This is a genomic window from Peterkaempfera podocarpi, from assembly GCF_042466665.1.
Lineage (GTDB): Bacteria > Actinomycetota > Actinomycetes > Streptomycetales > Streptomycetaceae > Peterkaempfera > Peterkaempfera podocarpi.
The window spans coordinates 7,175,698-7,198,974 of record NZ_CP162102.1 but is presented as its reverse complement, the minus strand read 5'-3'; the positions used below and the strand labels follow the sequence as shown (position 1 = coordinate 7,198,974).

14 protein-coding genes and 2 rRNA genes are annotated in these 23,277 nt (G+C 69.5%); 11 read left to right on the top strand and 5 right to left on the bottom strand.

Annotated elements, in window-relative coordinates; all coding sequences use genetic code 11:
- Nucleotide 1: 1 nt before the first annotated feature.
- Together AB0761_RS31615 and AB0761_RS31610 are read right to left on the bottom strand one after the other, a co-directional pair.
- A 23S ribosomal RNA gene (locus AB0761_RS31615) occupies nucleotides 2-3,121 on the bottom strand.
- Between the two features lie 267 nt (nucleotides 3,122-3,388).
- Nucleotides 3,389-4,904, bottom strand: a 16S ribosomal RNA gene (locus AB0761_RS31610).
- The 16S and 23S rRNA genes sit together here, the layout of an rRNA operon.
- A 711-nt stretch (nucleotides 4,905-5,615) precedes the next feature.
- Here AB0761_RS31610 and AB0761_RS31605 point away from each other — a divergent pair.
- Entirely contained in the window at nucleotides 5,616-6,065 is a 450-nt protein-coding gene (locus AB0761_RS31605; protein WP_377272595.1) for a PTS glucose transporter subunit IIA, read from the top strand.
- A gap of 54 nt (nucleotides 6,066-6,119) precedes the next feature.
- The gene (gene ptsP, locus AB0761_RS31600) at nucleotides 6,120-7,790 is read left to right on the top strand and encodes a phosphoenolpyruvate--protein phosphotransferase (protein WP_377272594.1); all 1,671 of its coding nucleotides are present in this window, start codon (nucleotides 6,120-6,122) and stop codon (nucleotides 7,788-7,790) included.
- A gap of 25 nt (nucleotides 7,791-7,815) precedes the next feature.
- Here ptsP and AB0761_RS31595 read toward each other — a convergent pair whose 3' ends face one another.
- The gene (locus tag AB0761_RS31595) at nucleotides 7,816-9,864 is read right to left on the bottom strand and encodes an acetoacetate--CoA ligase (protein WP_377272593.1); all 2,049 of its coding nucleotides are present in this window, start codon (nucleotides 9,862-9,864) and stop codon (nucleotides 7,816-7,818) included.
- Between the two features lie 212 nt (nucleotides 9,865-10,076).
- Nucleotides 10,077-10,610, bottom strand: coding sequence for an NUDIX domain-containing protein (locus AB0761_RS31590; RefSeq protein ID WP_377272592.1), 534 nt, complete (start codon nucleotides 10,608-10,610; stop codon nucleotides 10,077-10,079).
- Between the two features lie 191 nt (nucleotides 10,611-10,801).
- On the opposite strand from AB0761_RS31590, the gene AB0761_RS31585 reads away from it, so the two are divergent.
- From AB0761_RS31585 to gndA, 9 genes are all read left to right on the top strand, one after another.
- Nucleotides 10,802-12,376 carry a cellulose binding domain-containing protein gene (locus AB0761_RS31585; protein WP_377272591.1) on the top strand — a complete coding sequence of 525 codons (1,575 nt, stop codon included), beginning with the start codon at nucleotides 10,802-10,804 and terminating at the stop codon, nucleotides 12,374-12,376.
- 22 nt (nucleotides 12,377-12,398) lie between these two features.
- Complete coding sequence (gene mmuM / locus AB0761_RS31580) at nucleotides 12,399-13,346, top strand: homocysteine S-methyltransferase (protein ID WP_377272590.1); 948 nt, start codon at nucleotides 12,399-12,401, stop codon at nucleotides 13,344-13,346.
- A gap of 170 nt (nucleotides 13,347-13,516) precedes the next feature.
- Nucleotides 13,517-14,281 (top strand): IclR family transcriptional regulator, encoded by a 765-nt coding sequence (locus AB0761_RS31575; protein WP_377272589.1) that lies wholly within the window; start codon nucleotides 13,517-13,519, stop codon nucleotides 14,279-14,281.
- A gap of 473 nt (nucleotides 14,282-14,754) precedes the next feature.
- Nucleotides 14,755-15,474 carry an MIP/aquaporin family protein gene (locus AB0761_RS31570; RefSeq protein WP_377272588.1) on the top strand — a complete coding sequence of 240 codons (720 nt, stop codon included), beginning with the start codon at nucleotides 14,755-14,757 and terminating at the stop codon, nucleotides 15,472-15,474.
- Nucleotides 15,475-15,757: 283 nt separating this feature from the next.
- The gene (gene glpK, locus AB0761_RS31565; protein WP_377272587.1) at nucleotides 15,758-17,287 is read left to right on the top strand and encodes a glycerol kinase GlpK; all 1,530 of its coding nucleotides are present in this window, start codon (nucleotides 15,758-15,760) and stop codon (nucleotides 17,285-17,287) included.
- Nucleotides 17,288-17,473: 186 nt separating this feature from the next.
- A complete protein-coding gene (locus AB0761_RS31560) occupies nucleotides 17,474-19,057 on the top strand; it encodes an FAD-dependent oxidoreductase (protein ID WP_377272586.1) in 1,584 nt (527 codons plus the stop codon).
- A gap of 254 nt (nucleotides 19,058-19,311) precedes the next feature.
- Nucleotides 19,312-19,647 carry a hypothetical protein gene (locus tag AB0761_RS31555; protein WP_377272585.1) on the top strand — a complete coding sequence of 112 codons (336 nt, stop codon included), beginning with the start codon at nucleotides 19,312-19,314 and terminating at the stop codon, nucleotides 19,645-19,647.
- A gap of 96 nt (nucleotides 19,648-19,743) precedes the next feature.
- Entirely contained in the window at nucleotides 19,744-20,541 is a 798-nt protein-coding gene (locus tag AB0761_RS31550; RefSeq protein ID WP_377272584.1) for a VOC family protein, read from the top strand.
- Nucleotides 20,542-20,706: 165 nt separating this feature from the next.
- Nucleotides 20,707-22,143 carry an NADP-dependent phosphogluconate dehydrogenase gene (gene gndA, locus AB0761_RS31545; protein WP_377272583.1) on the top strand — a complete coding sequence of 479 codons (1,437 nt, stop codon included), beginning with the start codon at nucleotides 20,707-20,709 and terminating at the stop codon, nucleotides 22,141-22,143.
- On the opposite strand, the gene AB0761_RS31540 is transcribed toward gndA, so the two are convergent.
- The gene (locus tag AB0761_RS31540) at nucleotides 22,144-22,992 is read right to left on the bottom strand and encodes an MOSC domain-containing protein (protein WP_377272582.1); all 849 of its coding nucleotides are present in this window, start codon (nucleotides 22,990-22,992) and stop codon (nucleotides 22,144-22,146) included.
- Nucleotides 22,993-23,277: the final 285 nt, after the last annotated feature.

Below are 23,277 nucleotides of genomic sequence, written 5' to 3'. Positions count from 1 at the left end.
TATGGACAAGCCCTCGGCCTATTAGTACCGGTCAGCTCCACCCATTACTGGGCTTCCACACCCGGCCTATCAACCCCATCGTCTATGGGGAGCCTTACCCACTCAAGGTGGTGGGAGCCCTCATCTCGAAGCAGGCTTCCCGCTTAGATGCTTTCAGCGGTTATCCCTCCCGAACGTAGCCAACCAGCCATGCCCTTGGCAGAACAACTGGCACACCAGAGGTTCGTCCGTCCCGGTCCTCTCGTACTAGGGACAGCCCTTCTCAAGACTCCTACGCGCACAGCGGATAGGGACCGAACTGTCTCACGACGTTCTAAACCCAGCTCGCGTACCGCTTTAATGGGCGAACAGCCCAACCCTTGGGACCTACTCCAGCCCCAGGATGCGACGAGCCGACATCGAGGTGCCAAACCATCCCGTCGATATGGACTCTTGGGGAAGATCAGCCTGTTATCCCCGGGGTACCTTTTATCCGTTGAGCGACGGCGCTTCCACAAGCCACCGCCGGATCACTAGTCCCTGCTTTCGCACCTGCTCGACCCGTCGGTCTCACAGTCAAGCTCCCTTGTGCACTTACACTCAACACCTGATTGCCAACCAGGCTGAGGGAACCTTTGGGCGCCTCCGTTACCCTTTAGGAGGCAACCGCCCCAGTTAAACTACCCACCAGACACTGTCCCTGATCCGGATCACGGACCCAGGTTAGACATCCAGCACGACCAGAGTGGTATTTCAACGATGACTCCACAACCACTGGCGTGGCCGCTTCACAGTCTCCCACCTATCCTACACAAGCCGAACCGAACACCAATATCAAGCTATAGTAAAGGTCCCGGGGTCTTTCCGTCCTGCTGCGCGAAACGAGCATCTTTACTCGTAATGCAATTTCACCGGGCCCGTGGTTGAGACAGTCGAGAAGTCGTTACGCCATTCGTGCAGGTCGGAACTTACCCGACAAGGAATTTCGCTACCTTAGGATGGTTATAGTTACCACCGCCGTTTACTGGCGCTTAAGTTCTCAGCTTCGCCCCGACGAATCGAGACTAACCGGTCCCCTTAACGTTCCAGCACCGGGCAGGCGTCAGTCCGTATACATCGCCTTACGGCTTCGCACGGACCTGTGTTTTTAGTAAACAGTCGCTTCTCGCTGGTCTCTGCGGCCACCACCAGCTCAGGGAGAAAATCCCCTCACCAGCAATGGCCCCCCTTCTCCCGAAGTTACGGGGGCATTTTGCCGAGTTCCTTAACCACGGTTCACCCGAACGCCTCGGTATTCTCTACCTGACCACCTGAGTCGGTTTGGGGTACGGGCCGCCATGAAACTCGCTAGAGGCTTTTCTCGACAGCATAGGATCATCCACTTCACCACAATCGGCTCGGCATCAGGTCTCAGCCTCATGAGTGGCGGATTTGCCTACCACTCGGCCTACACCCTTACCCCGGGACAACCACCGCCCGGGATGGACTACCTTCCTGCGTCACCCCATCGCTCACCTACTACCAGCTCGGGCCACCGGCTCCACCACTCCCCCTCACTCCGAAGAGATCAGAGGCGGCTTCACGGGCTTAGCATCACTGGGTTCGACGCTGGCGCTTCATAGCGGGTACGGGAATATCAACCCGTTGTCCATCGACTACGCCTGTCGGCCTCGCCTTAGGTCCCGACTTACCCTGGGCAGATCAGCTTGACCCAGGAACCCTTGGTCAATCGGCGCAAGAGTTTCCCACTCTTGTATCGCTACTCATGCCTGCATTCTCACTCGTATACCGTCCACGACTGGCTCCCGCCGCCGCTTCACCCGGCACACGACGCTCCCCTACCCACCCACACCTTCGTTGGAAGTATTGTGTGAGTGACACGGCTTCGGCGGTGTACTTGAGCCCCGCTACATTGTCGGCGCGGAATCACTTGACCAGTGAGCTATTACGCACTCTTTCAAGGGTGGCTGCTTCTAAGCCAACCTCCTGGTTGTCTCTGCGACTCCACATCCTTTCCCACTTAGCACACGCTTAGGGGCCTTAGCCGGTGTTCTGGGCTGTTTCCCTCTCGACCACGGAGCTTATCCCCCGCAGTCTCACTGCCGTGCTCTCACTTACCGGCATTCGGAGTTTGGCTAAGGTCAGTAACCCGGTGAGGCCCATCGCCTATCCAGTGCTCTACCTCCGGCAAGAAACACACGACGCTGCACCTAAATGCATTTCGGGGAGAACCAGCTATCACGGAGTTTGATTGGCCTTTCACCCCTAACCACAGGTCATCCCCCAGGTTTTCAACCCTGGTGGGTTCGGGCCTCCACACGGTCTTACCCGCGCTTCACCCTGCCCATGGCTAGATCACTCCGCTTCGGGTCTTGGGCATGCGACTCAAACGCCCTATTCGGACTCGCTTTCGCTACGGCTACCCCACACGGGTTAACCTCGCCACACACCGCAAACTCGCAGGCTCATTCTTCAAAAGGCACGCAGTCACGGCCACAGTCCGAAGACTGCAACGACGCTCCACGGCTTGTAGGCACACGGTTTCAGGTACTATTTCACTCCGCTCCCGCGGTACTTTTCACCATTCCCTCACGGTACTATCCGCTATCGGTCACCAGGGAATATTTAGGCTTAGCGGGTGGTCCCGCCAGATTCACACGGGATTTCTCGGGCCCCGTGCTACTTGGGTGTTCTTCAAGCGAGCCGCACAGATTTCGTCTACGGGGGTCTTACCCTCTACGCCGGGCCTTTCGCATGCCCTTCGACTACCCATACGGTTTCTGACTCGCCGACCGGCCGGCAGACCGATCAAGAAAAAACCCACAACCCCGCACGCGCAACCCCTGCCGGGTATCACACACATACGGTTTAGCCTCATCCGGTTTCGCTCGCCACTACTCCCGGAATCACGGTTGTTTTCTCTTCCTGCGGGTACTGAGATGTTTCACTTCCCCGCGTTCCCTCCACACTGCCTATGTGTTCAGCAGCGGGTGACAGCCCATGACGACTGCCGGGTTTCCCCATTCGGACACCCCCGGATCACAGCTCGGTTGACAGCTCCCCGGGGCCTATCGCGGCCTCCCACGTCCTTCATCGGTTCCTGGTGCCAAGGCATCCACCGTGCGCCCTTAAAAACTTGGCCACAGATGCTCGCGTCCACTGTGCAGTTCTCAAACAACGACCAGCCACCCACCTCACCCAGCATGGGACCGGCACCAAGGAAACCAAAAACCCGTTCCCTCAGGACCCAACAGCGCGCCCAACCAGACCCCCACCCCGAAACCGCGTTCCACACGCCGAAGCGCAGTACTAACAGCCCCAAGACCAAGAGACCGGCCGAATATTCAACGTTCCACCCATGAGCAACCACACGAGGACATTCGCCCCGAGCTGGCCATATGCTCCTTAGAAAGGAGGTGATCCAGCCGCACCTTCCGGTACGGCTACCTTGTTACGACTTCGTCCCAATCGCTGGTCCCACCTTCGACGGCTCCCCCCACAAGGGTTGGGCCACCGGCTTCGGGTGTTACCGACTTTCGTGACGTGACGGGCGGTGTGTACAAGGCCCGGGAACGTATTCACCGCAGCATGCTGATCTGCGATTACTAGCGACTCCGACTTCATGGGGTCGAGTTGCAGACCCCAATCCGAACTGAGGCCGGCTTTTTGGGATTCGCTCCACCTCGCGGTATCGCAGCCCATTGTACCGACCATTGTAGCACGTGTGCAGCCCAAGACATAAGGGGCATGATGATTTGACGTCGTCCCCACCTTCCTCCGAGTTGACCCCGGCAGTCTCCTGTGAGTCCCCGACATTACTCGCTGGCAACACAGAACAAGGGTTGCGCTCGTTGCGGGACTTAACCCAACATCTCACGACACGAGCTGACGACAACCATGCACCACCTGTACACCGACCACAAGGGGGACCGTATCTCTACGGTTTTCCGGCGTATGTCAAGCCTTGGTAAGGTTCTTCGCGTTGCGTCGAATTAAGCCACATGCTCCGCCGCTTGTGCGGGCCCCCGTCAATTCCTTTGAGTTTTAGCCTTGCGGCCGTACTCCCCAGGCGGGGAACTTAATGCGTTAGCTGCGGCACGGACGACGTGGAATGTCGCCCACACCTAGTTCCCAACGTTTACGGCGTGGACTACCAGGGTATCTAATCCTGTTCGCTCCCCACGCTTTCGCTCCTCAGCGTCAGTATCGGCCCAGAGATCCGCCTTCGCCACCGGTGTTCCTCCTGATATCTGCGCATTTCACCGCTACACCAGGAATTCCGATCTCCCCTACCGAACTCTAGCCTGCCCGTATCGAATGCAGACCCGGGGTTAAGCCCCGGGCTTTCACATCCGACGCGACAGGCCGCCTACGAGCTCTTTACGCCCAATAATTCCGGACAACGCTCGCACCCTACGTATTACCGCGGCTGCTGGCACGTAGTTAGCCGGTGCTTCTTCTGCAGGTACCGTCACTTGCGCTTCTTCCCTGCTGAAAGAGGTTTACAACCCGAAGGCCGTCATCCCTCACGCGGCGTCGCTGCATCAGGCTTTCGCCCATTGTGCAATATTCCCCACTGCTGCCTCCCGTAGGAGTCTGGGCCGTGTCTCAGTCCCAGTGTGGCCGGTCGCCCTCTCAGGCCGGCTACCCGTCGTCGCCTTGGTAGGCCATCACCCCACCAACAAGCTGATAGGCCGCGGGCTCATCCTGCACCGCCGGAGCTTTCCACGCACCCCCATGCAGGAGTGCGTCATATCCGGTATTAGCACCGGTTTCCCGGTGTTGTCCCAGAGTGCAGGGCAGATTGCCCACGTGTTACTCACCCGTTCGCCACTGATCCACCCCGAAGGGCTTCACCGTTCGACTTGCATGTGTTAAGCACGCCGCCAGCGTTCGTCCTGAGCCAGGATCAAACTCTCCGTGAATGCTTAGATCCACGAGAGCGGCACGGCATCCGGCGGAATAAGCCGAACCCGCGCACAGCGTCCTCGCTGTACTTCATTCAAAGGAACCCAGAGGTTCAAAAATCTGGCGTTGAATTTTGGCACGCTGTTGAGTTCTCAAGGAACGGACGCTTCCATCGAAACCCTTCCGGGCCCCTCCGGGCGCTTCCCTTCTTCGTGTCTCCAGCTTATCAGATCCGCTCGCTGTTCCTTGCAGTTCCGATTTCCCCGCTGAAAGGGGGCCGCTTTCGGCGACATCCACAACTCTAACGGTTCCGGCGCGTTTTGCCGAATCGCCCCTGACGGGCCTTCAGATCGACATTTCGCGCACGGCACCCGTCGTTCTTGAGTGGGTGGTTGCCAAAGGGGTCCGGAGCCATGCGGATCCAGCGACCTCTCCGTCGGCGGAAGAATGACCGTACCCCGGCCGCCATCGCGATGCAAATCGGGGTGCGGCGTGTCCGCCTCAGTGACGGTGCCCTCGCGGCTCCGAACGAACGAGGCGGGCTCCTATAGAGGTATCGCTGCTGGTCATCAGGATGCCGTAGAGTTCGTCCACGCCAGAGAGGACTAGACCACTCGAATGCGGGATCACCTCAGGATGCCCTGGTTGTCATGATTTAGGCTGATCTCCAGAGCCGGCCGCCTGCTGGGCGGCCGCTTGCTGTACTCCGCACCTTGGGAGGCTCCACCATGACCACCGTGACCTCGCCGCTCGCCGGGCGTGCCGTCGGGCTCTCGGCTGTGCCCGACCCTGTCTTCGCCGGCTCCATGGTGGGGCCGGGCACGGCGATCGACCCGATCCGTGAGGCGGGTGCGGTGGTGGCGCCGGTGGACGGGCTGGTGGTCTCGATGCACCCGCATGCCTTTGTGATCATGGACGACGAGGGGCACGGCATCCTCACCCACCTCGGGATCGACACGGTTCAGCTGAACGGTGAGGGCTTCGAGGTGCTGGTGAACAAGGGCGACACGGTCAAGCGCGGTCAGCCGGTGATCCGCTGGGACCCCGTCGCTGTGGAGGCCGCGGGCAAGTCGCCGGTCTGCCCGGTGGTGGCACTCGAGGCGACCGTGGAGCAGCTGGACTCGGTGGCCGAGGGCGGATTCGTCGCCAGCGGCGGCGATCTGTTCACCTGGAACTGAGAGAGTGCGGCCGCGGGGGGACGGTCGAGGCCCGAGCGGAGACAGGTGACCGAGATGGAGAAGACGCTGCAGGGCGTGGGCGTCAGCCACGGTGTGGCGATCGGTCCGGTGCGGCACATGAGCACAGCGGTTCTGGTGCCGCCGGCTGCCCAGATCCCCGCCGAGCAGGCCCCGCGTGAGCAGGCGCGGGCCAGGCAGGCCGTGGAGGCGGTGGCGGCCGACCTGCAGGCGCGGGGGAATCTGGCGGGCGGCCAGGCGCAGGCGGTACTGGAGGCCCAGGCACTGATGGCGCTGGACCCGGAGCTGATGGCCGACGTCCAGCGCCGGATCACGGTGGGCAGCAGCGCGGCACGGGCGGTGTACGACGCGATCGCCGCCTACCAGGCGCTGCTGGCGGCGGCCGGCGACTATCTGGCCGGCCGGGTGGCCGACCTCGACGATGTGCGCACCAGGATCGTGGCCCGGCTGCTGGGGGTGCCCATGCCCGGAGTGCCGGACAGCGACGAGCCGTATGTGCTGCTGGCCCGGGACCTGGCGCCGGCTGACACCGCACTGCTCGATCCGTCGCTGGTGCTGGGGTTCGTCACCGAGGAGGGCGGGCCGACCAGCCACAGCGCGATCCTGGCGCGGGCCATGGGGGTGCCCGCGGTGGTGGCGCTGCCGGGAGCGACCGCCCTTGGGGAGGATGTGGTCGTCGCGGTCGACGGCAGTACCGGCGAGGTGCTGGTGGCGCCGTCGGAGGAGCGGCAGCAGGAGCTGCGCCGGCTGGCGGAGGAGCGACGGGCGGCGCTGGCCGCCTCCTCCGGGCCGGGTACGACGTCCGACGGGCACCGGGTGCCGCTGCTGGCCAATGTGGGCGGTCCGGCGGATGTGGCGGCGGCGCTGGAGGCGGGGGCTGAGGGGGTGGGGCTGTTCCGTACGGAGTTCCTCTTCCTGGACGACTCCGCGACCGCTCCGTCGGAGGAGAGGCAGCTGGCGGCGTACCGGGAGGTGCTGGAGGCCTTCCCGGAGGGGCGGGTGGTGGTCCGGGTGCTGGATGCGGGGGCGGACAAGCCCTTGGACTTCCTCACTCCGGTTCAGGAGCCGAACCCCGCGCTGGGGGTTCGCGGACTGCGGGCGCTGCTGGACCACCCCGGGGTGCTGCAGACGCAGCTGCGGGCGCTGGCGAGGGCGGCGGAGGGCCTGCCGGTGCATCTGGAGGTGATGGCCCCGATGGTGGCGGACCGGGTCGAGGCGCGGGCGTTCGCGCAGGCGTGCCGGGCTGCCGGGCTGCGGGCCAGGGCGGGGGCGATGGTGGAGATCCCGGCGGCGGCGCTGCGGGCGCGCTCCATCCTCCAGGAGGTGGAGTTCATCTCGCTGGGCACCAATGACCTGGCCCAGTACGCCTTTGCCGCCGACCGCCAGCTGGGGTCGGTGGCCAGGTTCCAGGATCCGTGGCAGCCGGCGCTGCTGGACCTGGTGGCGGCCGCGGCGGAGGCGGCACGGACCACGGGTCAGGGGTGCGGGGTGTGCGGGGAGGCCGCGGCCGATCCGATGCTGGCGTGTGTGCTGGTGGGGCTGGGTGTGACCAGTCTGTCGATGGGCGCGGCGGCGCTTCCCTTCGTCCGGACGGCGTTGTCGCATCACACGCTGGCGCAGTGCGAGCGTGCGGCTGCGGCGGCGCGGGCGGTGGACACCGCGGAGGAGGCCCGCGCGGCAGCGCATTCGGTGCTGTCCGGGGAGTGAGCCGCCCCCGCGGTGCCCGGGTGGGTCACCCGGTGCGGTCGGCGCCGCGGTCGCGGGCGAGCTGTTCGAAGTAGCGCAGGGTGCCGAGGTCGTCGACGGAGCCCGGGTTGACGGCCTGGTCGAGGGCGGTGCCGGCGAGCAGGCGTTTGACGGGGACCTCGATGCGCTTGCCGGTGAGGGTGTGCGGGATGCCGGGGACCGCGATCACCTCGTCGGGGACGTGGCGTGGGGAGAGCTGTTCGCGCAGCGCAGTGCGGATGCGGCCGCGCAGGGCGTCGTCGAGTTCGGCGCCCTCGCTGAGGACCACGAAGAGCGGCATCCAGTAGCCGCCGCCGGGTTCCTCCAGGCCGATGACCAGGGATTCGCGGATCTCGGGGAGCCGTTCGACGACCTCGTAGATGTCGGCGGAGCCCATCCGGACGCCCTGCCGGTTGAGGGTGGAGTCGGAGCGGCCGTGGATGACGACGGTGCCGCGGGAGGTGATGGTGATCCAGTCGCCGTGGCGCCAGACCCCGGGGAAGGTCTCGAAGTAGCTCTCCCGGTAGCGGGTGCCTTCGGGGTCGTTCCAGAAGCCGGTGGGCATGGACGGCAGGGGCTGGGCGACGACGAGTTCGCCGACCTGGTCGGTGACCGGCTTTCCGGCGGCGTCCCAGGCCTGGACGTCGGCACCGAGGCAGGGCGCCTGGATCTCGCCGAGGTGGACGGGGAGGGTGGGTACGCCGCCGACGAAGCAGGAGCAGACGTCGGTGCCGCCGCTGACGGAGGCCAGCCAGACGTCGTGCTTGACCTCGTCGTAGATCCAGCGGAAGCCGTCGGGGGGCAGTGGTGAGCCGGTGGTGCCGATGCAGCGGACAGCGGAGAGGTCGTACTCGCTGCCGGGGTGCAGGCCGGCCTTGCGGCAGGCGATGACATAGGCGGCGGAGGTGCCGAGGACGGTGGCGCCGCTGCGGGCGGCGACGCTCCACAGGGCGCCGGTGCCGGGGTGGCCGGGGCTGCCGTCGTAGGTGACCACCGTGGTGCCGGTGAGCAGGCCGGCGACGAGGAAGTTCCACATCATCCAGCCGGTGGAGGTGTACCAGAGGAAGCGGTCCTGCGGGCCGAGGTCCAGGTGGAGGCCGGCCTGCTTGAGGTGCTCGACGAGGATGCCGCCCTGGCTCTGCACGATGGCCTTGGGCAGACCCGTGGTGCCGGAGGAGTAGAGCACCCACAGGGGGTGGTCGAAGGGCAGCTGCTCGAACTCGGGCCGCTGGACGGGGTGGCCGGTGAGGTCGTCCCAGTTGAGGGCTCCGTCGGGGGCCGGTGTGCCGAGGACGGGGACGTGGACGACGGCGCGCAGGCCCGGGAGTTCACGGCGCAGTTCGGCGACGACGTCGGTGCGGTCGTGGTCCTTGCCGCCGTAGTGGTAGCCGTCGACGGCGAAGAGCACGGCGGGTTCGATCTGCTGGAATCGGTCGAGGACGCTGCGGGCGCCGAAGTCGGGGGCGCAGGAGGTCCAGACGGCCCCGACGGCTGCGGAGGCGAGGAGGGCGACGACGGCCTGGGGGATGTTGGGGAGGTAGGCGCTGACGCGGTCCCCCGGCTGGACTCCGAGGCGGCGCAGTTCCGCGGCGAGTGAGCCGACCTGGCGGCGGAGTTCGGCCCAGGTGAGGGGCTGGGGGTCGGGGGTGGTCTCGTCCAGGTGGAGGATCGCGGGGGCGTCGGGCGCGGTGTCGGCGTGGCGCAGGGCGTGCTCGGCGTAGTTGAGCCTGGCGCCGGGGAACCAGCGGGCGCCGGGCATGGCGGGATCGGCGAGCACGGTCTCGGGCGGGGTGCTGAAGCGGACGTCGAACCACTGGGTGACCGCGGTCCAGAAGCGGTCGAGGTCGGCCACCGACCAGCTGTGCAGAGCGGCGTAGCGGGCTGCGGCCAGGCTGCCGTCGGGGTCGTCGGCGAGGGGTGCGAGGGGCTCCGCCGGGGCGCCGTGGTGGCGGGCGGCCCACTGCTGGAAGGCGGCGATCGAGGTGGCGGCGGCGCGCGCGGGCTCGGGGCGCCAGAGGGGGGTGGTCGCCGTGTCGTCCTGCGGCGTTGTGCTCACTGTGGTGTCTCCCGGCCGGAGGGTGGGGCGGGGGTGCTTGCTTGTGGCTGCGGCCCGCCCGGGCGTTCTGACAGGCCAGACCTTGCCATGTGATCGTCGGGTGCGCCAGAGGGGGCCCGGCGGGGGCCGGAAGGGAGTTGCGGGCGGGCCTCCGGGGCGCGGTTGGACCTGCTGTCGGCGGGGTGGGGGCCGGGCCCGGGCGGGGTTCGGGTTCAGGTGCCGGAGGGGTGGCGGTAGCCGCCGGTGAACCAGGTGCGGGCGGCCTGGGTGTGGAGGGGGAAGGCGAGTTCGGCGAAGGCGGTGAGGAGCTGCCAGCCGTCGGTCTCGTCGGTGGCGGTGGCGGTGGGGAGGTCGGCGAGGTCGACGGGGGGCAGCAGGCCGAAGAGCAGCAGATAGCCGCCCTCGGTGTCGGTCATGGCGTCGGCGAGGTGGACCCGGTCGGGGTCGGCGTGGATGCCGGTCTCCTCGGCGAGTTCGCGGGTGACGGCCTGCTGCCAGGTCTCGCCGTGGTCGATGAAGCCGCCGGGGAGGGCGAGGTGGCCGCGGCGGGGCTCGATGGTGCGGCGGATGACGGTGAGGGCGAGCGGGTGGTCCGGGCTGCGGACGGGGAGCAGCGCGACCGCGACGGGGAGCGGGTTGCGGTACGCGAGGGCGCCGCAGCGGGGGCAGCGGCGGGGCCAGGCGGTGGTGCCGGGCGGGTAGGGGGCGCCGCAGCGGGTGCAGTGGGAGACCTGGTCGGTGGCCATGGCCCGCAGCCTAGTGCTGCCCCCGGCGGCACTAGTCCCGGCATTGGTGCAGACCTCTTGACGGTGCAACGGATCTTGCGGTTATGTGCATGTCAGGTGCAGCTGGTATAGACCTCTTCCGGAAAACCGGCGCGCCACGCCCTCACCGCGCTCCGGGCAGGCGCGGCCTCTCCCCCTCACTGGAGATGCGCATGCGCAGACCCCTCGCCCTGCTCCTGGCTCTGGCCGGGGCGCTCCTCTTCCTGATCGCCCCCTCCGCCTCCGCCGCCACCCCCGGGGCGGTGTTCGCCAAGACCTCGGACTGGGGCACCGGGTACCAGGCCCAGTACACGGTCACCAACACCGGGAGCGCCACCCTGACCTCCTGGACCGTGGAGTTCGACCTGCCGTCCGGCACCACGGTCGGCACCTACTGGGACGCCCTGCTGACCAGCAGCGGCAGCCACTACACCTTCAAGAACCGCGACTACAACGGCACCCTGGCCCCCGGCGCCTCGGCCGTCTTCGGCTGGGTGTCCTCGGGTTCGGGCACGCCGACCGGCTGCAAGCTCAACGGGGCCTCCTGCGACGGCGGGTCCGGTACGGCCGACACCACACCCCCCTCGGTTCCGGGCGGGGTCACCGTGGGCGGTGCCACCGGCAGCAGCCTCACCGTGAGCTGGACGGCCGCCACCGACAACTCCGGCTCGGTGGCGGGCTACGAGGTGTCCCGCGACGGTGGCTCGCCGGTGTCGGTGAGCGGGACCTCGTACACCGCGAGCGGGCTGGCCGGCGCCACCTCCTACAGCTTCCGGGTGCGCGCCCGGGACGCCGCCGGGAATGTCTCCGCGTACAGCACGGCGGTCAGCGGCACCACCACCAGCGGTGGCGGTGGCACTCCCCCGCCGCCCGGGACGGTGCGCACCGCGCCCTATGTGGACATGGGCGCATGGCCCACGCCCAGCCTCACCGACCTGTCGGCCGGCGGCGGGGTGAAAAGCTTCACCATGGCCTTCATCACGGCCTCGGCCTGCAAGGCGATGTGGTTCAACGCCTATGACCCGCGCCAGGCGTGGGGCAAGGACCAGATCGATGCCATCCGGGCGGCCGGCGGCGACGTCAAGGTGTCCTTCGGCGGGGCGACGGGCCAGGAGCTCGCCCAGGCCTGCTCCACCGTGGACTCGCTCTTCACCGAGTACGACGCGGTGGTGCGGGCCTACAACCTGACCTATGTGGACTTCGACATCGAGGGCGCGGCCACCGCGGACCCCGCCTCGGTGGCCCGGCGCTCCCAGGCCCTGGCGCGCCTGCAGCAGGCCCATCCCGGGCTGCGGATCTCGCTGACCCTGCCGGTGCTGCCGGAGGGCCTGACCTCCGACGGGCTCGCCGTGGTGCAGTCGGCCCGGGATGCGGGCGTCACCCTGGACGTGGTCAATGTGATGGCCATGGACTACTACCGCAGCACCGACTACGGCGACGCCGCGGTGCAGGCCGCGCAGTCCACCTTCAACCAGCTGAAGTCGCTCTATCCCGGCCGCACCGACGCCCAGCTGTGGGCCATGGTCGGGGTCACCCCGATGCTGGGGCAGAACGACGACGGCCATGTCTTCGACCAGGCGGACGCACGGCAGCTGGTCGCCTTCGCCCAGTCCGAGCACCTGGGCCTGCTGGCCTTCTGGGAGTCGACCCGGGACCGCAACGCCTGCAACGGGGCGCTGTACATGTGCACCAACATCGCCCAGTCGCCGTACGAGTTCTCCAAGATCTTCTCCGGTTACTCGGGCTGATCCGCGGACTACGGTGGGGGTCATGGCAACCCCCACCGTTCCGCTGCTCGGCGACGCCCTCGCAGCCGGTCCGCTGGTGCTGGACGGCGGCCTCTCCAACCAGTTGGAGGCCGCCGGCCACGACCTGTCGGACGCCCTGTGGTCGGCGCGGCTGCTGGCCGACCGGCCGGAGGCGGTCACCGAGGCGCACACGGCGTACTTCGCCGCCGGTGCCGATGTGGTGATCACCGCGAGCTATCAGGCCACCTTCCAGGGGTTCGCCCGGCGCGGCATCGGCCGCACCGGGGCCGCCGCTCTGCTGCGGCGCAGCGTGGAGCTGGCCCGGCTGGCCGCGGACCGGGCCCGGTCGGCGGGGGCGCAGCGGACGCTGTGGGTGGCGGCGTCGGTGGGCCCTTACGGGGCGATGCTGGCGGACGGCTCGGAGTACCGGGGCCGGTACGGGCTGGGTGTCGCGGAGCTGGAGCGGTTCCACCGGCCGCGGCTGGAGGCGCTGGCTGCGGCGGCACCGGATGTGCTGGCCCTGGAGACGGTGCCGGACGCGGACGAGGCACGGGCGCTGCTGCGGGCCGTGCGGGGGCTGGGGGTGCCGGTCTGGCTGTCGTACAGCGTGGCGGGCGGCCGTACCCGCGCGGGGCAGCCGCTGGCGGAGGCGTTCGCCCTGGCTGCCGAGGCCGACGAGGTGATGGCGGTGGGGGTGAACTGCTGCACGCCCTCGGATGCGGGTCCGGCGGTGGCGCTGGCGGCGCGTGTCACCGGGAAGCCGGTGGTGGTGTACCCCAACAGCGGGGAGGCCTGGGACGCCGGGGCGCGCGCCTGGCGGGGCCGGTCGGCCTTCGATCCGCGGCAGGTGTCGGAGTGGACCGGTGCGGGTGCACGGCTGGTGGGCGGATGCTGCCGGGTCGGACCTGCGGAGATCTCCGCTCTGGCCGCGCTGCTGGCACCCGGGCGGCGGGACGGGTGTGCGGTGTGAGCCACACTCTGTCCGGTTGATCTGTTTCTGTCCGGACCACCCGCTGATCACTGCTGTCACGGAGATGGAGTGAACGGCTCTCTCCTGGCAGACTCTTGGTGAGAATGATGCGGTCGACATAACCCCATTCCGTTTGACATTGTCGACCGCTATCCCAGCGGAGGTGTTCGATGCCCGGCCCGATCCAGTCGCTCTCGCGCGCAGCGGCCATCATGCGACTGCTGGCCGGCGGTGAGCGCCGGCTCGGGCTGTCCGAGGTCGCCGCCGCACTGGACCTGGCCAAGGGCACCGCGCACGGCATTCTGCGCACCCTCCAGCAGGAGGGGTTCGTCGAGCAGGACCCGGAGAGCGGCAAGTACCAGCTGGGCGCGGAGCTGCTGCGGCTCGGGCAGAGCTATCTCGACGTGCACGAACTGCGCGCCCGCGCCCTGGTGTGGGCGGACGACCTGGCCCGCGCCACCGGGGAGCAGGTCTACCTCGGGGTGCTGCACCAGCAGGGCGTGCTGATCGTCCATCATGTCTTCCGCCCGGACGACAGCCGTCAGGTGCTGGAGGTCGGCTCCATGCAGCCGCTGCACTCCACGGCGCTGGGCAAGGTGCTGCTGGCATACGACCCGGTGGCCCGCGGCGAGCTGCACGGCGCCGACCTCAAGGCGTACACCTCGCGCACCCTGACCGACCCGGCAGGTCTGGACGCCGAGTGCGCACTGACCCGGGAGCGCGGCTGGGCGGGCGCGGTGGAGGAGACCTGGGAGGGGGTCGCCTCGGCGGCAGCGCTGATCCAGGACCGGCGGCGCAATCCGGTGGGCGCGGTCTGCATCAGCGGGGCCGTGGAGCGGATCTGCGAGGCCGGCTTCGTCCGGCCGGAGCTGGTCGCCTCGGTGCGCGACGCAGGGCGGTCCATCTCACGGGACCTGGGCGCCGCCCGCTTCTGAGCAGCCCTGCACTATGCCCTGAACGTCCCGACTTCATGGGCGATTTGTCATAGTTTGCCCGGTGACCTCGCGACTGCGGCCACCCTGGAGAGCCGCCGCCCGCCCCCGCCGCCCGGCCTCTCGGCGGGCGCCCCGGAGTCCCCTCGGTCACACCCGGGTCACCCGCTCTTGACTCGGCCAGGAGCCAAGGGGAAAACTGCCGCATGGCGGTCGACAATGTCGAACGGCGGACGGGAGCTTCCCCGAGCACCCCCTTGTCCCCCTGCACACAAGGCGCCCGCCGCCCGCACCGGCCGTCCCCGCGCGCCGGACACAGGGGGCGCCCCAGGGACGGGCCGCCCCGAAGTGCCGCGGTACCCCCGCCCCGGCACCACACCACCCCCGCACCACAGACGTACCGTCCCACCGCCTCCCGCACGGCGACCGCGGAAGGCAACGGGCACGACCTGCTGGGCATGGACAAGGGAGTCGTAGTGTCCACGTTCTCCAATGGCGACATCTTCATCGGCGAGACCCTCGGCACAGCCGTACTGGTCCTGATGGGCGGCGGCGTCTGCGCCGCAGTCACCCTCAAGAGATCCAAGGCCCTGAACGCCGGCTGGCTGGCGATCACCTTCGGCTGGGGCTTCGCCGTCATGGTCGGCGCCTACATGGTGTCGACGCTCTCGGGCGCCCACCTCAACCCGGCCGTCACCCTCGCGATAGCGGTCGACAGCGGCGACTGGAGCAAGGTGCCGCTCTACCTCGGCTCCCAGCTCCTCGGCGCAGTGATCGGCGCGGTGCTGGTCTGGCTGACCTACCTGGGGCAGTTCCAGGCCAATGACGAGCCGACCATCGGCATCTTCTCCACCGGCCCCGAGATCCGCAATCCCGTCCAGAACCTGATCACCGAGATCATCGGCACCATGGTCCTGGTCCTCGCCATCCTCTCCCAGGGCCTCACCAAGGGCCTCGGACTGTCCGGCACCGGAGTGCTGATCGTCGCCCTCACCGTGGTCGGCATCGGCCTCTCCCTCGGCGGCCCCACCGGCTACGCCATCAACCCGGTGCGCGACCTCGGCCCGCGTATCGTCCACTCCCTGCTGCCGATTCCCAAGAAGGGCAGCTCCGACTGGGGTTACGCCTGGATCCCGGTCGTCGGCCCGGTCGTCGGCGGACTGCTCGGCGGACTGCTCTACCACGCCGCGTTCTAGTGCCGCCCCCGCCAACGCTTGCCTTCCCCCAGCCTGGCGGCCGGGAGGTGCCCCCACACCGCGGCGTCCGGTGCGTGCGATCGCAAGGCGGCCGGAAGCCCTTGTACTGGGTGGTACCTGGGCTTTCGACCAACGCAGCGAGCGTGCGTGCCAGGCGTCGCGGCGGGGCAAAGGTTGGCGGGGGCGGCACTAGCCACCGGGTTTGCCTCCCGCCCGCAGACGGGGACCGACAACCCGTCAGCCCACCTCAGCCTTGGCCCCTCCACCACCGAATGAGGCCCTCATGACCACGACCGGCAACTACATCGCAGCCATCGACCAGGGCACCACCTCCAGCCGCTGCATCATCTTCGGAGCCGACGGCCGGATCGTCTCCGTCGACCAGCAGGAGCACAGCCAGATCTTCCCGCAGCCCGGCTGGGTCGAGCACGACGGCGCCGAGATCTGGACCCGCGTGCAGTCGGTGATCCACGGGGCGCTGGACAAGGCCGGCCTCACCAAGGCGGACATCCGCGCCATCGGCATCACCAACCAGCGTGAGACCACCCTGCTGTGGGACCGCCACACCGGAGAGCCGGTCCACAACGCCCTGGTGTGGCAGGACACCCGCACCGAGGCGCTCTGCCGCGAACTGGGCCGCAACGTGGGCCAGGACCGCTTCCGCCGCGAGACCGGCCTGCCGCTCGCCAGCTACTTCGCCGGCCCCAAGATCCGCTGGCTGCTGGACAACGTCCAGGGCCTGCGCGAGCGCGCCGAGGCCGGCGACATCCTCTTCGGCACCATGGACACCTGGGTCATCTGGAACCTCACCGGCGGCCCCGACGGCGGCGTGCACGTCACCGACGTCACCAACGCCTCCCGTACCATGCTGATGAACCTGCACACCCTGGAGTGGGACGAGAAGATCGCCGAGTCGATGGGCGTACCGCTCACGGTGCTCCCGGAGATCCGCTCCTCCGCCGAGGTCTACGGCCACGCGGTCGGCGAACTGGCCGGCGTGCCCGTGGCCTCCGCCCTCGGCGACCAGCAGGCTGCGCTCTTCGGCCAGACCTGCTTCAGCGAGGGCGAGGCCAAGTCCACCTACGGCACCGGCACCTTCCTGCTGCTCAACACCGGCGAACGGGTCGTCAACTCCTACCACGGCCTGCTGACCACGGTCGGCTACCGGATCGGCAAGGAGCGCCCGGTCTACGCGCTGGAGGGCTCCATCGCGGTCACCGGCTCCCTGGTGCAGTGGCTCCGCGACCAGCTGGGGATCATCTCCACCGCCGCCGAGATCGAGACCCTGGCCTCCACCGTGGAGGACAACGGCGGCGCCTACATCGTCCCCGCCTTCTCCGGACTCTTCGCCCCCTACTGGCGCTCCGACGCCCGCGGCGTGATCGCCGGCCTCACCCGCTATGTCACCAAGGGCCACCTCGCCCGCGCTGTGCTGGAGGCCACCGCCTGGCAGACCCGCGAGGTGGTCGACGCCATGCAGAAGGACTCCGGTGTGGAGCTCACCGCCCTCAAGGTCGACGGCGGTATGACCTCCAACAACCTGCTGATGCAGAACATCGCCGACGTCCTGGACGCACCCGTGGAGCGCCCCTACGTCGCCGAGACCACCGCGCTGGGCGCCGCCTACGCGGCCGGCCTGGCCGTCGGCTTCTGGCCGGACGTGGAGACCCTGCGGGCCAACTGGCACCGCGCCGCCGAATGGACCCCGCGGATGGACCAGGAGACCCGCGACCGGGAGTACAGGAACTGGCTGAAGGCTGTCGAGCGGACCATGGGCTGGGTCGACGAGGACGACGCCCCCGCCCAGAGCTGACCCCCTGGCCGGGGAGCGCCGTCCGCGCTCCCCGGTCCAGGCCGCGCCCCGGCAGACCGACGCACGCCGGGGCGCGGCCGCCCGAACCGCGGCGCCGCCCCCATCCCTCGACCGGGAGGCACCGCACGCAACCCGAGAGGAGGCACGGCGCACCGGGCCCGCGAAACCCGGACGCCGTACACCACCATGGCCACCATCCCGACCCTGGGCGCGGGCCGCACCGCGACCCGAGCCCAGTCCCGCGAACTCCTCAGCAGCACCACCTACGACCTGCTCGTCATCGGCGGCGGCATCCTGGGCACCGCAGTGGCCTGGACCGCCGCCCAGTCCGGGCTGAAGGTCGCGATGGTGGATGCGGGCGACTTCGCCGGTGCCACCTCCAGTGCCTCCTCCAAGCTGGTCCACGGCGGTCTGCGGTATCTGCAGACCGGCGCCGTCAAGCTGGTCGCCGAGAACCACAAGGAGCGCCGGGCGCTGGCCACCGATGTGGCCCCCCACCTGGTCAACCCGCTCACCTTCTTCGTCCCCGTCTACAAGGGCGGCCCGCACAGCGCGCCCAAGCTCGGCGCGGGGGTGTTCCTCTACTCGGCGCTCTCCGCCTTCCGCGACGGCATGGGCCGGGTCTCCACCGCCGCGCACGCCGCCCAGCAGGTACCGGCGCTGCGCACCGCGGGCCTGCGGTCGGTGGCCGTCTACGGCGACCACCAGATGAACGACTCCCGGGTCGCCGTGATGACGGTGCGCGCCGCCGTGGACTCCGGAGCGGTGGTGCTCAACCACGCCGAGGTGACCGGACTGCGCTTCACCGGCAGCCGCGTCAGCGGCGCCGAGCTGAAGGACCGTACGGACGGCGTCGAGTTCGGGGTGAACGCCCGGCTGGTCCTCAATGCCACCGGACCGTGGGTGGACCACCTGCGGCGGATGGAGGACGCGGGCGCGGCCCCCTCGATCCGGCTCTCCAAGGGCGCGCATGTGGTGCTGAAGCGGCGCTCGCCGTGGCGTGCGGCGCTCACCATCCCGATCGACAAGTACCGGGTCTCCTTCGCCATTCCCTGGGAGGACCACGTTCTGCTGGGGACCACCGACGAGGAGTACACCGGCGACCCCGCCGAGGTGCGCGCCACCGATGCGGACATCGACCAGATCCTGGGCGAGGCCGGGCATGCGATCCGCGACGAGCACCTGGACCGCGACCTGATCACCTATGCCTTCGCCGGGCTGCGGGTGCTGCCCGGCGGCCCCGGCGAGACCGCCGCCGCCAAGCGCGAGACCGTGGTCACCGAGGGCCGCGGCGGCATGCTGTCGGTGGCCGGCGGCAAGTGGACGACCTACCGCCACATCGGCCGCACCGTACTGGACAAGCTCCGGAACGTGCCCGGCGCGGGACTCTCGGAGGACATGGCCGACTTCCCCAAGACCGTGCCGCTGCCCGGCGTCGGCGCGCCCAACGCGGTGGCACACCGGCTGCTGGTCGACCGGGAGCCCGGTGCGAGGATGGAGCCGCTGGTCGCCAAGCACCTGGCGTCCCACTACGGCACCTTCGCCTTCGACATCGCCCGGCTGATCGCCGCCGACCCGCGGCTCGGCGAGCCGATCCACCCCGACGGCCCGGACGTCTGGGGGCAGGTCGCCTTCGCCGCCGACCACGAGTGGGCGTACACCGTGGACGATGTGCTGCGCCGCCGCACCACCATGACGGTGCGGGGTCTGGACACACCGGAGGTGCGGACCCGGGTGGAGGCCTTCCTGGCCGGCCGCGGCGAGAGCTGACCGCCCGCGGGAGCCGCATGGCCGGCCCGGGTGGACCGGCCATGCGGCTTCCGCTGCCCCTGTGACGGCGGTGCTGACAGGTTCCCTGTCACCCCAGGTGATGAAGCGGGTGCACGGCGCACTCGGCCCGGCCGGTGACCGGATCGGGTGATTGCGGGGCGAGTCCGGGCATGAACGCCCCCTCATCGGGCAAGGTGCAGAAGCGGACCGGGCGTCAGCCACGCCGTCGTGCCGCATCTGGAGGGGGCATCGCCATGGGGGTCACCCACAGCCGGAGCACCGCCACGCGCCGCAGACTGCCGGACGAGGTCAGGTCCGCCGCCGTACGGGCCGTGGTGTCCTTCGCCTTCACTCTCGTCTGTCTGATGGTCACCGTGCTGGCCTCGCTGGCCGGGGGCTGGATCCTGGTGCCGGTGCTGCTGGTCACCGCGGTGGCGGTGCTGCTCTCCGTCTGGACGGCGCTGGAGATCTGGATCGCCCGGCAGGTCGCCGCCCAGCGCGACTGGGGCAGTGGGTCGACCACCGCCTGGGCCGGCGCCGCCGGTGCGGGGCGCCCCAGCCGGCACCGCCGCCATCCGCATCCCGCCTGATCCACCGCTCCCCCGCCCCAGGTGGCGGGACGACCAGGGCACGAGCAGGCTGGGCAGCGAGGGGGGAAGCCGAGCGCGCCCCGGAGGCACCGTCCCATGGTCGAAGTCAATGAGCCCTATGCGCCCGGTACCCCGTGCTGGGTGGACCTCACCGTCAGCGACCAGCAGGCGGCCCTGAACTTCTACCGCGACCTGCTCGGCTGGTCCGGCCAGGTCGGCCCGCCCGAGGTGGGCGGCTATGCCATCTGCACCGTGCGGGACCGGCCGGTCGCGGGGATCAGCGGCGTCATGACCGCGCCGGGCGAGCAGCCCCCGCCGCCGGGCTGGCACACCTATCTGGCCTCCGACGACGCCGACGCCACCGCGCAGGCCGTCACCGCCAACGGGGGCACCGTGCTGATGCCGGTCACCGAGGTCGCGCCGGCCGGGCGGATGCTGCTGGCCGCCGACCCCACCGGGGCGATGTTCGGCGTCTGGCAGGCGCTGGAGTTCGGCGGCGCCCAGCTGGTCAACGAGCCCGGCGCGCTGGTGTGGAACGAGCTCGACACCGGCGACGTGGCCGCCGCGGCCGCCTTCTACCGTGCGGCGCTGGGCCTGGAGAGCGAGCCGATGGACCTCCCCGACGGCCGCCGGTACCACTCGCTGACGGTGGAGGGGCGAGCCGTCGGCGGGCTGCAGCCCACCGAGACCGGGGTCCCGCCCGACGCCCCGTCGCACTGGCTGACGTACTTCTCCGTCGACGACACCGACTCCACGGTGGACGCACTGATCAGAGCGGGCGGCAACGTCCTCAAGCCGCCGTTCGACATGGTCGCGGGACGGGTGGCGGTCGTCCAGGATCCACAGGGCGGGATCTTCGCTCTGATCTGCCCCCAGCCGATCGATGCGGACTGAGGCCGTCCGCCCCGCCTGACGGGCCCGGATCCCCAGCGCGGTGAACCGTCGCAGGGCTGCGCCGCGTAGGGGGGTACCGGGTCCGCGTGCACCGGCCGTCCAGGAGGGGCAGGCTGGTGAGACGCGAGGACAGGCGCTCGACGACACAAGGCGGGAGCTTCAGCCATGGCGCAGCAGGCACACATCGGGGTCACCGGACTCGCGGTCATGGGCCGCAATCTGGCGCGCAACTTCGCCCGCCACGGGCACACGGTGGCGATCCACAACCGCACGCCCGGCCGGACCCGGGACCTGGTGGCGCAGTTCGGCGACGAGGGGGTCTTCCTGCCCGCGGAGACGGCGGAGGACTTCGTGGCCTCCCTGGAGCGGCCCCGGCGGGTGATGATCATGGTCAAGGCGGGGCAGCCCACGGACGAGGTGATCGCGGAGTTCGCCGCCCTGCTGGAGCCGGGCGACATGATCGTCGACGGCGGCAACGCGCACTTCGCCGACACCCGGCGGCGGGAGGCCTCCCTGCGGGAGCGGGGCATCCACTTCGTGGGCACCGGTGTCTCCGGCGGCGAGGAGGGGGCACTGCACGGGCCGTCCATCATGCCGGGCGGCTCCGTGGAGTCGTATGCGGCGCTGGGCCCCCTGCTGGAGGACATCGCCGCCAAGGTCGACGGGGTGCCCTGCTGCACCCATGTGGGACCGGACGGGGCCGGGCACTTCGTGAAGATGGTGCACAACGGCATCGAGTACTCGGACATGCAGCTGATCGGCGAGGCGTACGACCTGCTGCGGCATGTCGGCGGGCTGAAGCCCGGCGAGATCGCCGAGGTGTTCCGGACCTGGAACGGCGGGCGGCTGGAATCGTATCTGGTGGAGATCACCGCCGAGGTGCTGGCCCACGTCGACGCGGCGACCGGCAGGCCCTTCGTGGACGTGGTGCAGGACCAGGCGGAGCAGAAGGGGACCGGCCGTTGGACGGTCCAGATCGCCCTCGACCTGGGCGTCCCGGTCAGCGGCATCGCGGAGGCCGTCTTCGCCCGGTCGCTGTCCGGGCACGCGGACCTGCGGGCCAGCGGGCGCGGACTGCCGGGGCCGCAGGAGACCTGGCTGGACAGCGCGGCCCACGACCGGTTCGCCGACGACGTGGAGCAGGCGCTGTATGCGTCCAAGATCGTCGCCTATGCGCAGGGGTTCCACCAGATCCAGCTCGGCAGCGCCGAGTACGGCTGGAACGTGGACCGGGGCGCGATGGCGACCATCTGGCGGGGCGGCTGCATCATCCGGGCCCGCTTCCTGGACCGCATCCGGGCCGCCTACGCGGGCTCCGCCGAGCTGCCGCTGCTGCTCACCGACGACTACTTCGCCGAGGCGCTGGGCGCGGCCCAGGACTCCTGGCGGCGGGTGGTCTCCACAGCGGCCCAGCTGGGCGTGCCGGCACCGGGCTTCTCTGCGGCACTGGCGTACTACGACGGGCTGCGTGCGGAGCGGCTGCCGGCCGGGCTGATCCAGGGGCAGCGGGACTTCTTCGGCGCCCACACCTACCGGCGGACCGACCGGGACGGGTCCTTCCACACGCTGTGGGGCGGCGACCGTACCGAGGTCGAGGCCTGATCAGCCGTCCAGCAGCCGCACCGGGTCACCGGTCCGCACCACGCCGCCGCTGAGCACCTGGGCGTACACCCCGGCGCAGGGGAGTTCGCCCAGGGTCAGCACGGGGACCCGGTTGTGCCGGGCCAGGACCTGCAGGGCGGCGGTGTCGCCCGGCAGCTCGCCGTGGGCCAGCGTGGGCACGGCGCAGCGCGGTGTGGTGACCTGCACCTCCAGGCGGACCGAGGGGCCGATGGCGAGCCGGCGGCCGCTCCAGCCGTTCTCGGTGAAGCCGCTCCCGGGGAGGCCGGTGCCGCCGGTGCGGACCGCGGGGGTGCGGACCACCAGGTTGGGCCGGTAGCGGACGGCGTCGGCCCGGCCCGAGGGGCTGAGGGCGGCGATCCGGTCCAGGGTCGCCGTGGTGATCAGGTGGAGGGGTGCGAAGTCGAAGAAGGTCCCGGGCGGGGAGGCCGCGGCGAGCTTCCCCGTCCGATAGGTGACCTCCGCGTCCACACCGCGGTCGACGACCTCCTCGGGGGTGGCCCGGTCGAGTTCCGCGTCCTCGGGCGGGTCGCTGATCAGGGCGACCTCGCGGCCCAGCAGTGTGCAGAGCGCCCGGTCGGCTGCCGCGGCGCCGACCGCCTGCTCCGTCCCGTCGGGCAGCCGCAGGGTGATGCCGTCGGGCCCGGTGCGGGCGGCCACGGTGAGCAGGGCACGCCACAGGCGGGGGTGCTTGGCACTGGCGACCTTGCCGGTGGCTGTGTCGAGGACGGCCATGACCCGGTCGCCGCCGAGCCCGCGACCGCCCACATGCGCCATGTCGACGGCCTCGCCGAGCATCGACTTCACCGGGTGGCGGCGGAGCACCTCCACCCGGCCCACCAACGCGCCGTCATGCCTGTCCGTCTGCCTGTCCGTCTGCCTGTCCGTCTGCCTGTCCGCCATCGTCTGCCCCCACGAAAAGTGCCGACATGGTGTCATGCGGCCTGCGGTCGGGCGTCGGCGGGGCTGTATGCGCCCGAAGCGGCGCGAGCGGGGGTGGGGTGGCGGCGGCGCGGTGTCGTGACCGGGAGGGCTGGTGGAGAGGTGTGCGGGTGCGCGGTGTTCGTCCGGGGCGGATGGGCGGATGCAGCCGTACCGTGGGCGGCAGGCCGGGGA

Coding starts and splice junctions, on each gene's coding strand:
- AB0761_RS31550 (WP_377272584.1), top strand. CDS start 19,744: ATGGTCGAAGTCAATGAGCCCTATGCGCCCGGTACCCCGTGCTGGGTG.
- AB0761_RS31605 (WP_377272595.1), top strand. CDS start 5,616: ATGACCACCGTGACCTCGCCGCTCGCCGGGCGTGCCGTCGGGCTCTCG.
- AB0761_RS31555 (WP_377272585.1), top strand. CDS start 19,312: ATGGGGGTCACCCACAGCCGGAGCACCGCCACGCGCCGCAGACTGCCG.
- ptsP (WP_377272594.1), top strand. CDS start 6,120: ATGGAGAAGACGCTGCAGGGCGTGGGCGTCAGCCACGGTGTGGCGATC.
- glpK (WP_377272587.1), top strand. CDS start 15,758: ATGACCACGACCGGCAACTACATCGCAGCCATCGACCAGGGCACCACC.
- AB0761_RS31585 (WP_377272591.1), top strand. CDS start 10,802: ATGCGCAGACCCCTCGCCCTGCTCCTGGCTCTGGCCGGGGCGCTCCTC.
- mmuM (WP_377272590.1), top strand. CDS start 12,399: ATGGCAACCCCCACCGTTCCGCTGCTCGGCGACGCCCTCGCAGCCGGT.
- gndA (WP_377272583.1), top strand. CDS start 20,707: ATGGCGCAGCAGGCACACATCGGGGTCACCGGACTCGCGGTCATGGGC.
- AB0761_RS31590 (WP_377272592.1), bottom strand. CDS start 10,610: ATGGCCACCGACCAGGTCTCCCACTGCACCCGCTGCGGCGCCCCCTAC.
- AB0761_RS31560 (WP_377272586.1), top strand. CDS start 17,474: ATGGCCACCATCCCGACCCTGGGCGCGGGCCGCACCGCGACCCGAGCC.
- AB0761_RS31575 (WP_377272589.1), top strand. CDS start 13,517: ATGCCCGGCCCGATCCAGTCGCTCTCGCGCGCAGCGGCCATCATGCGA.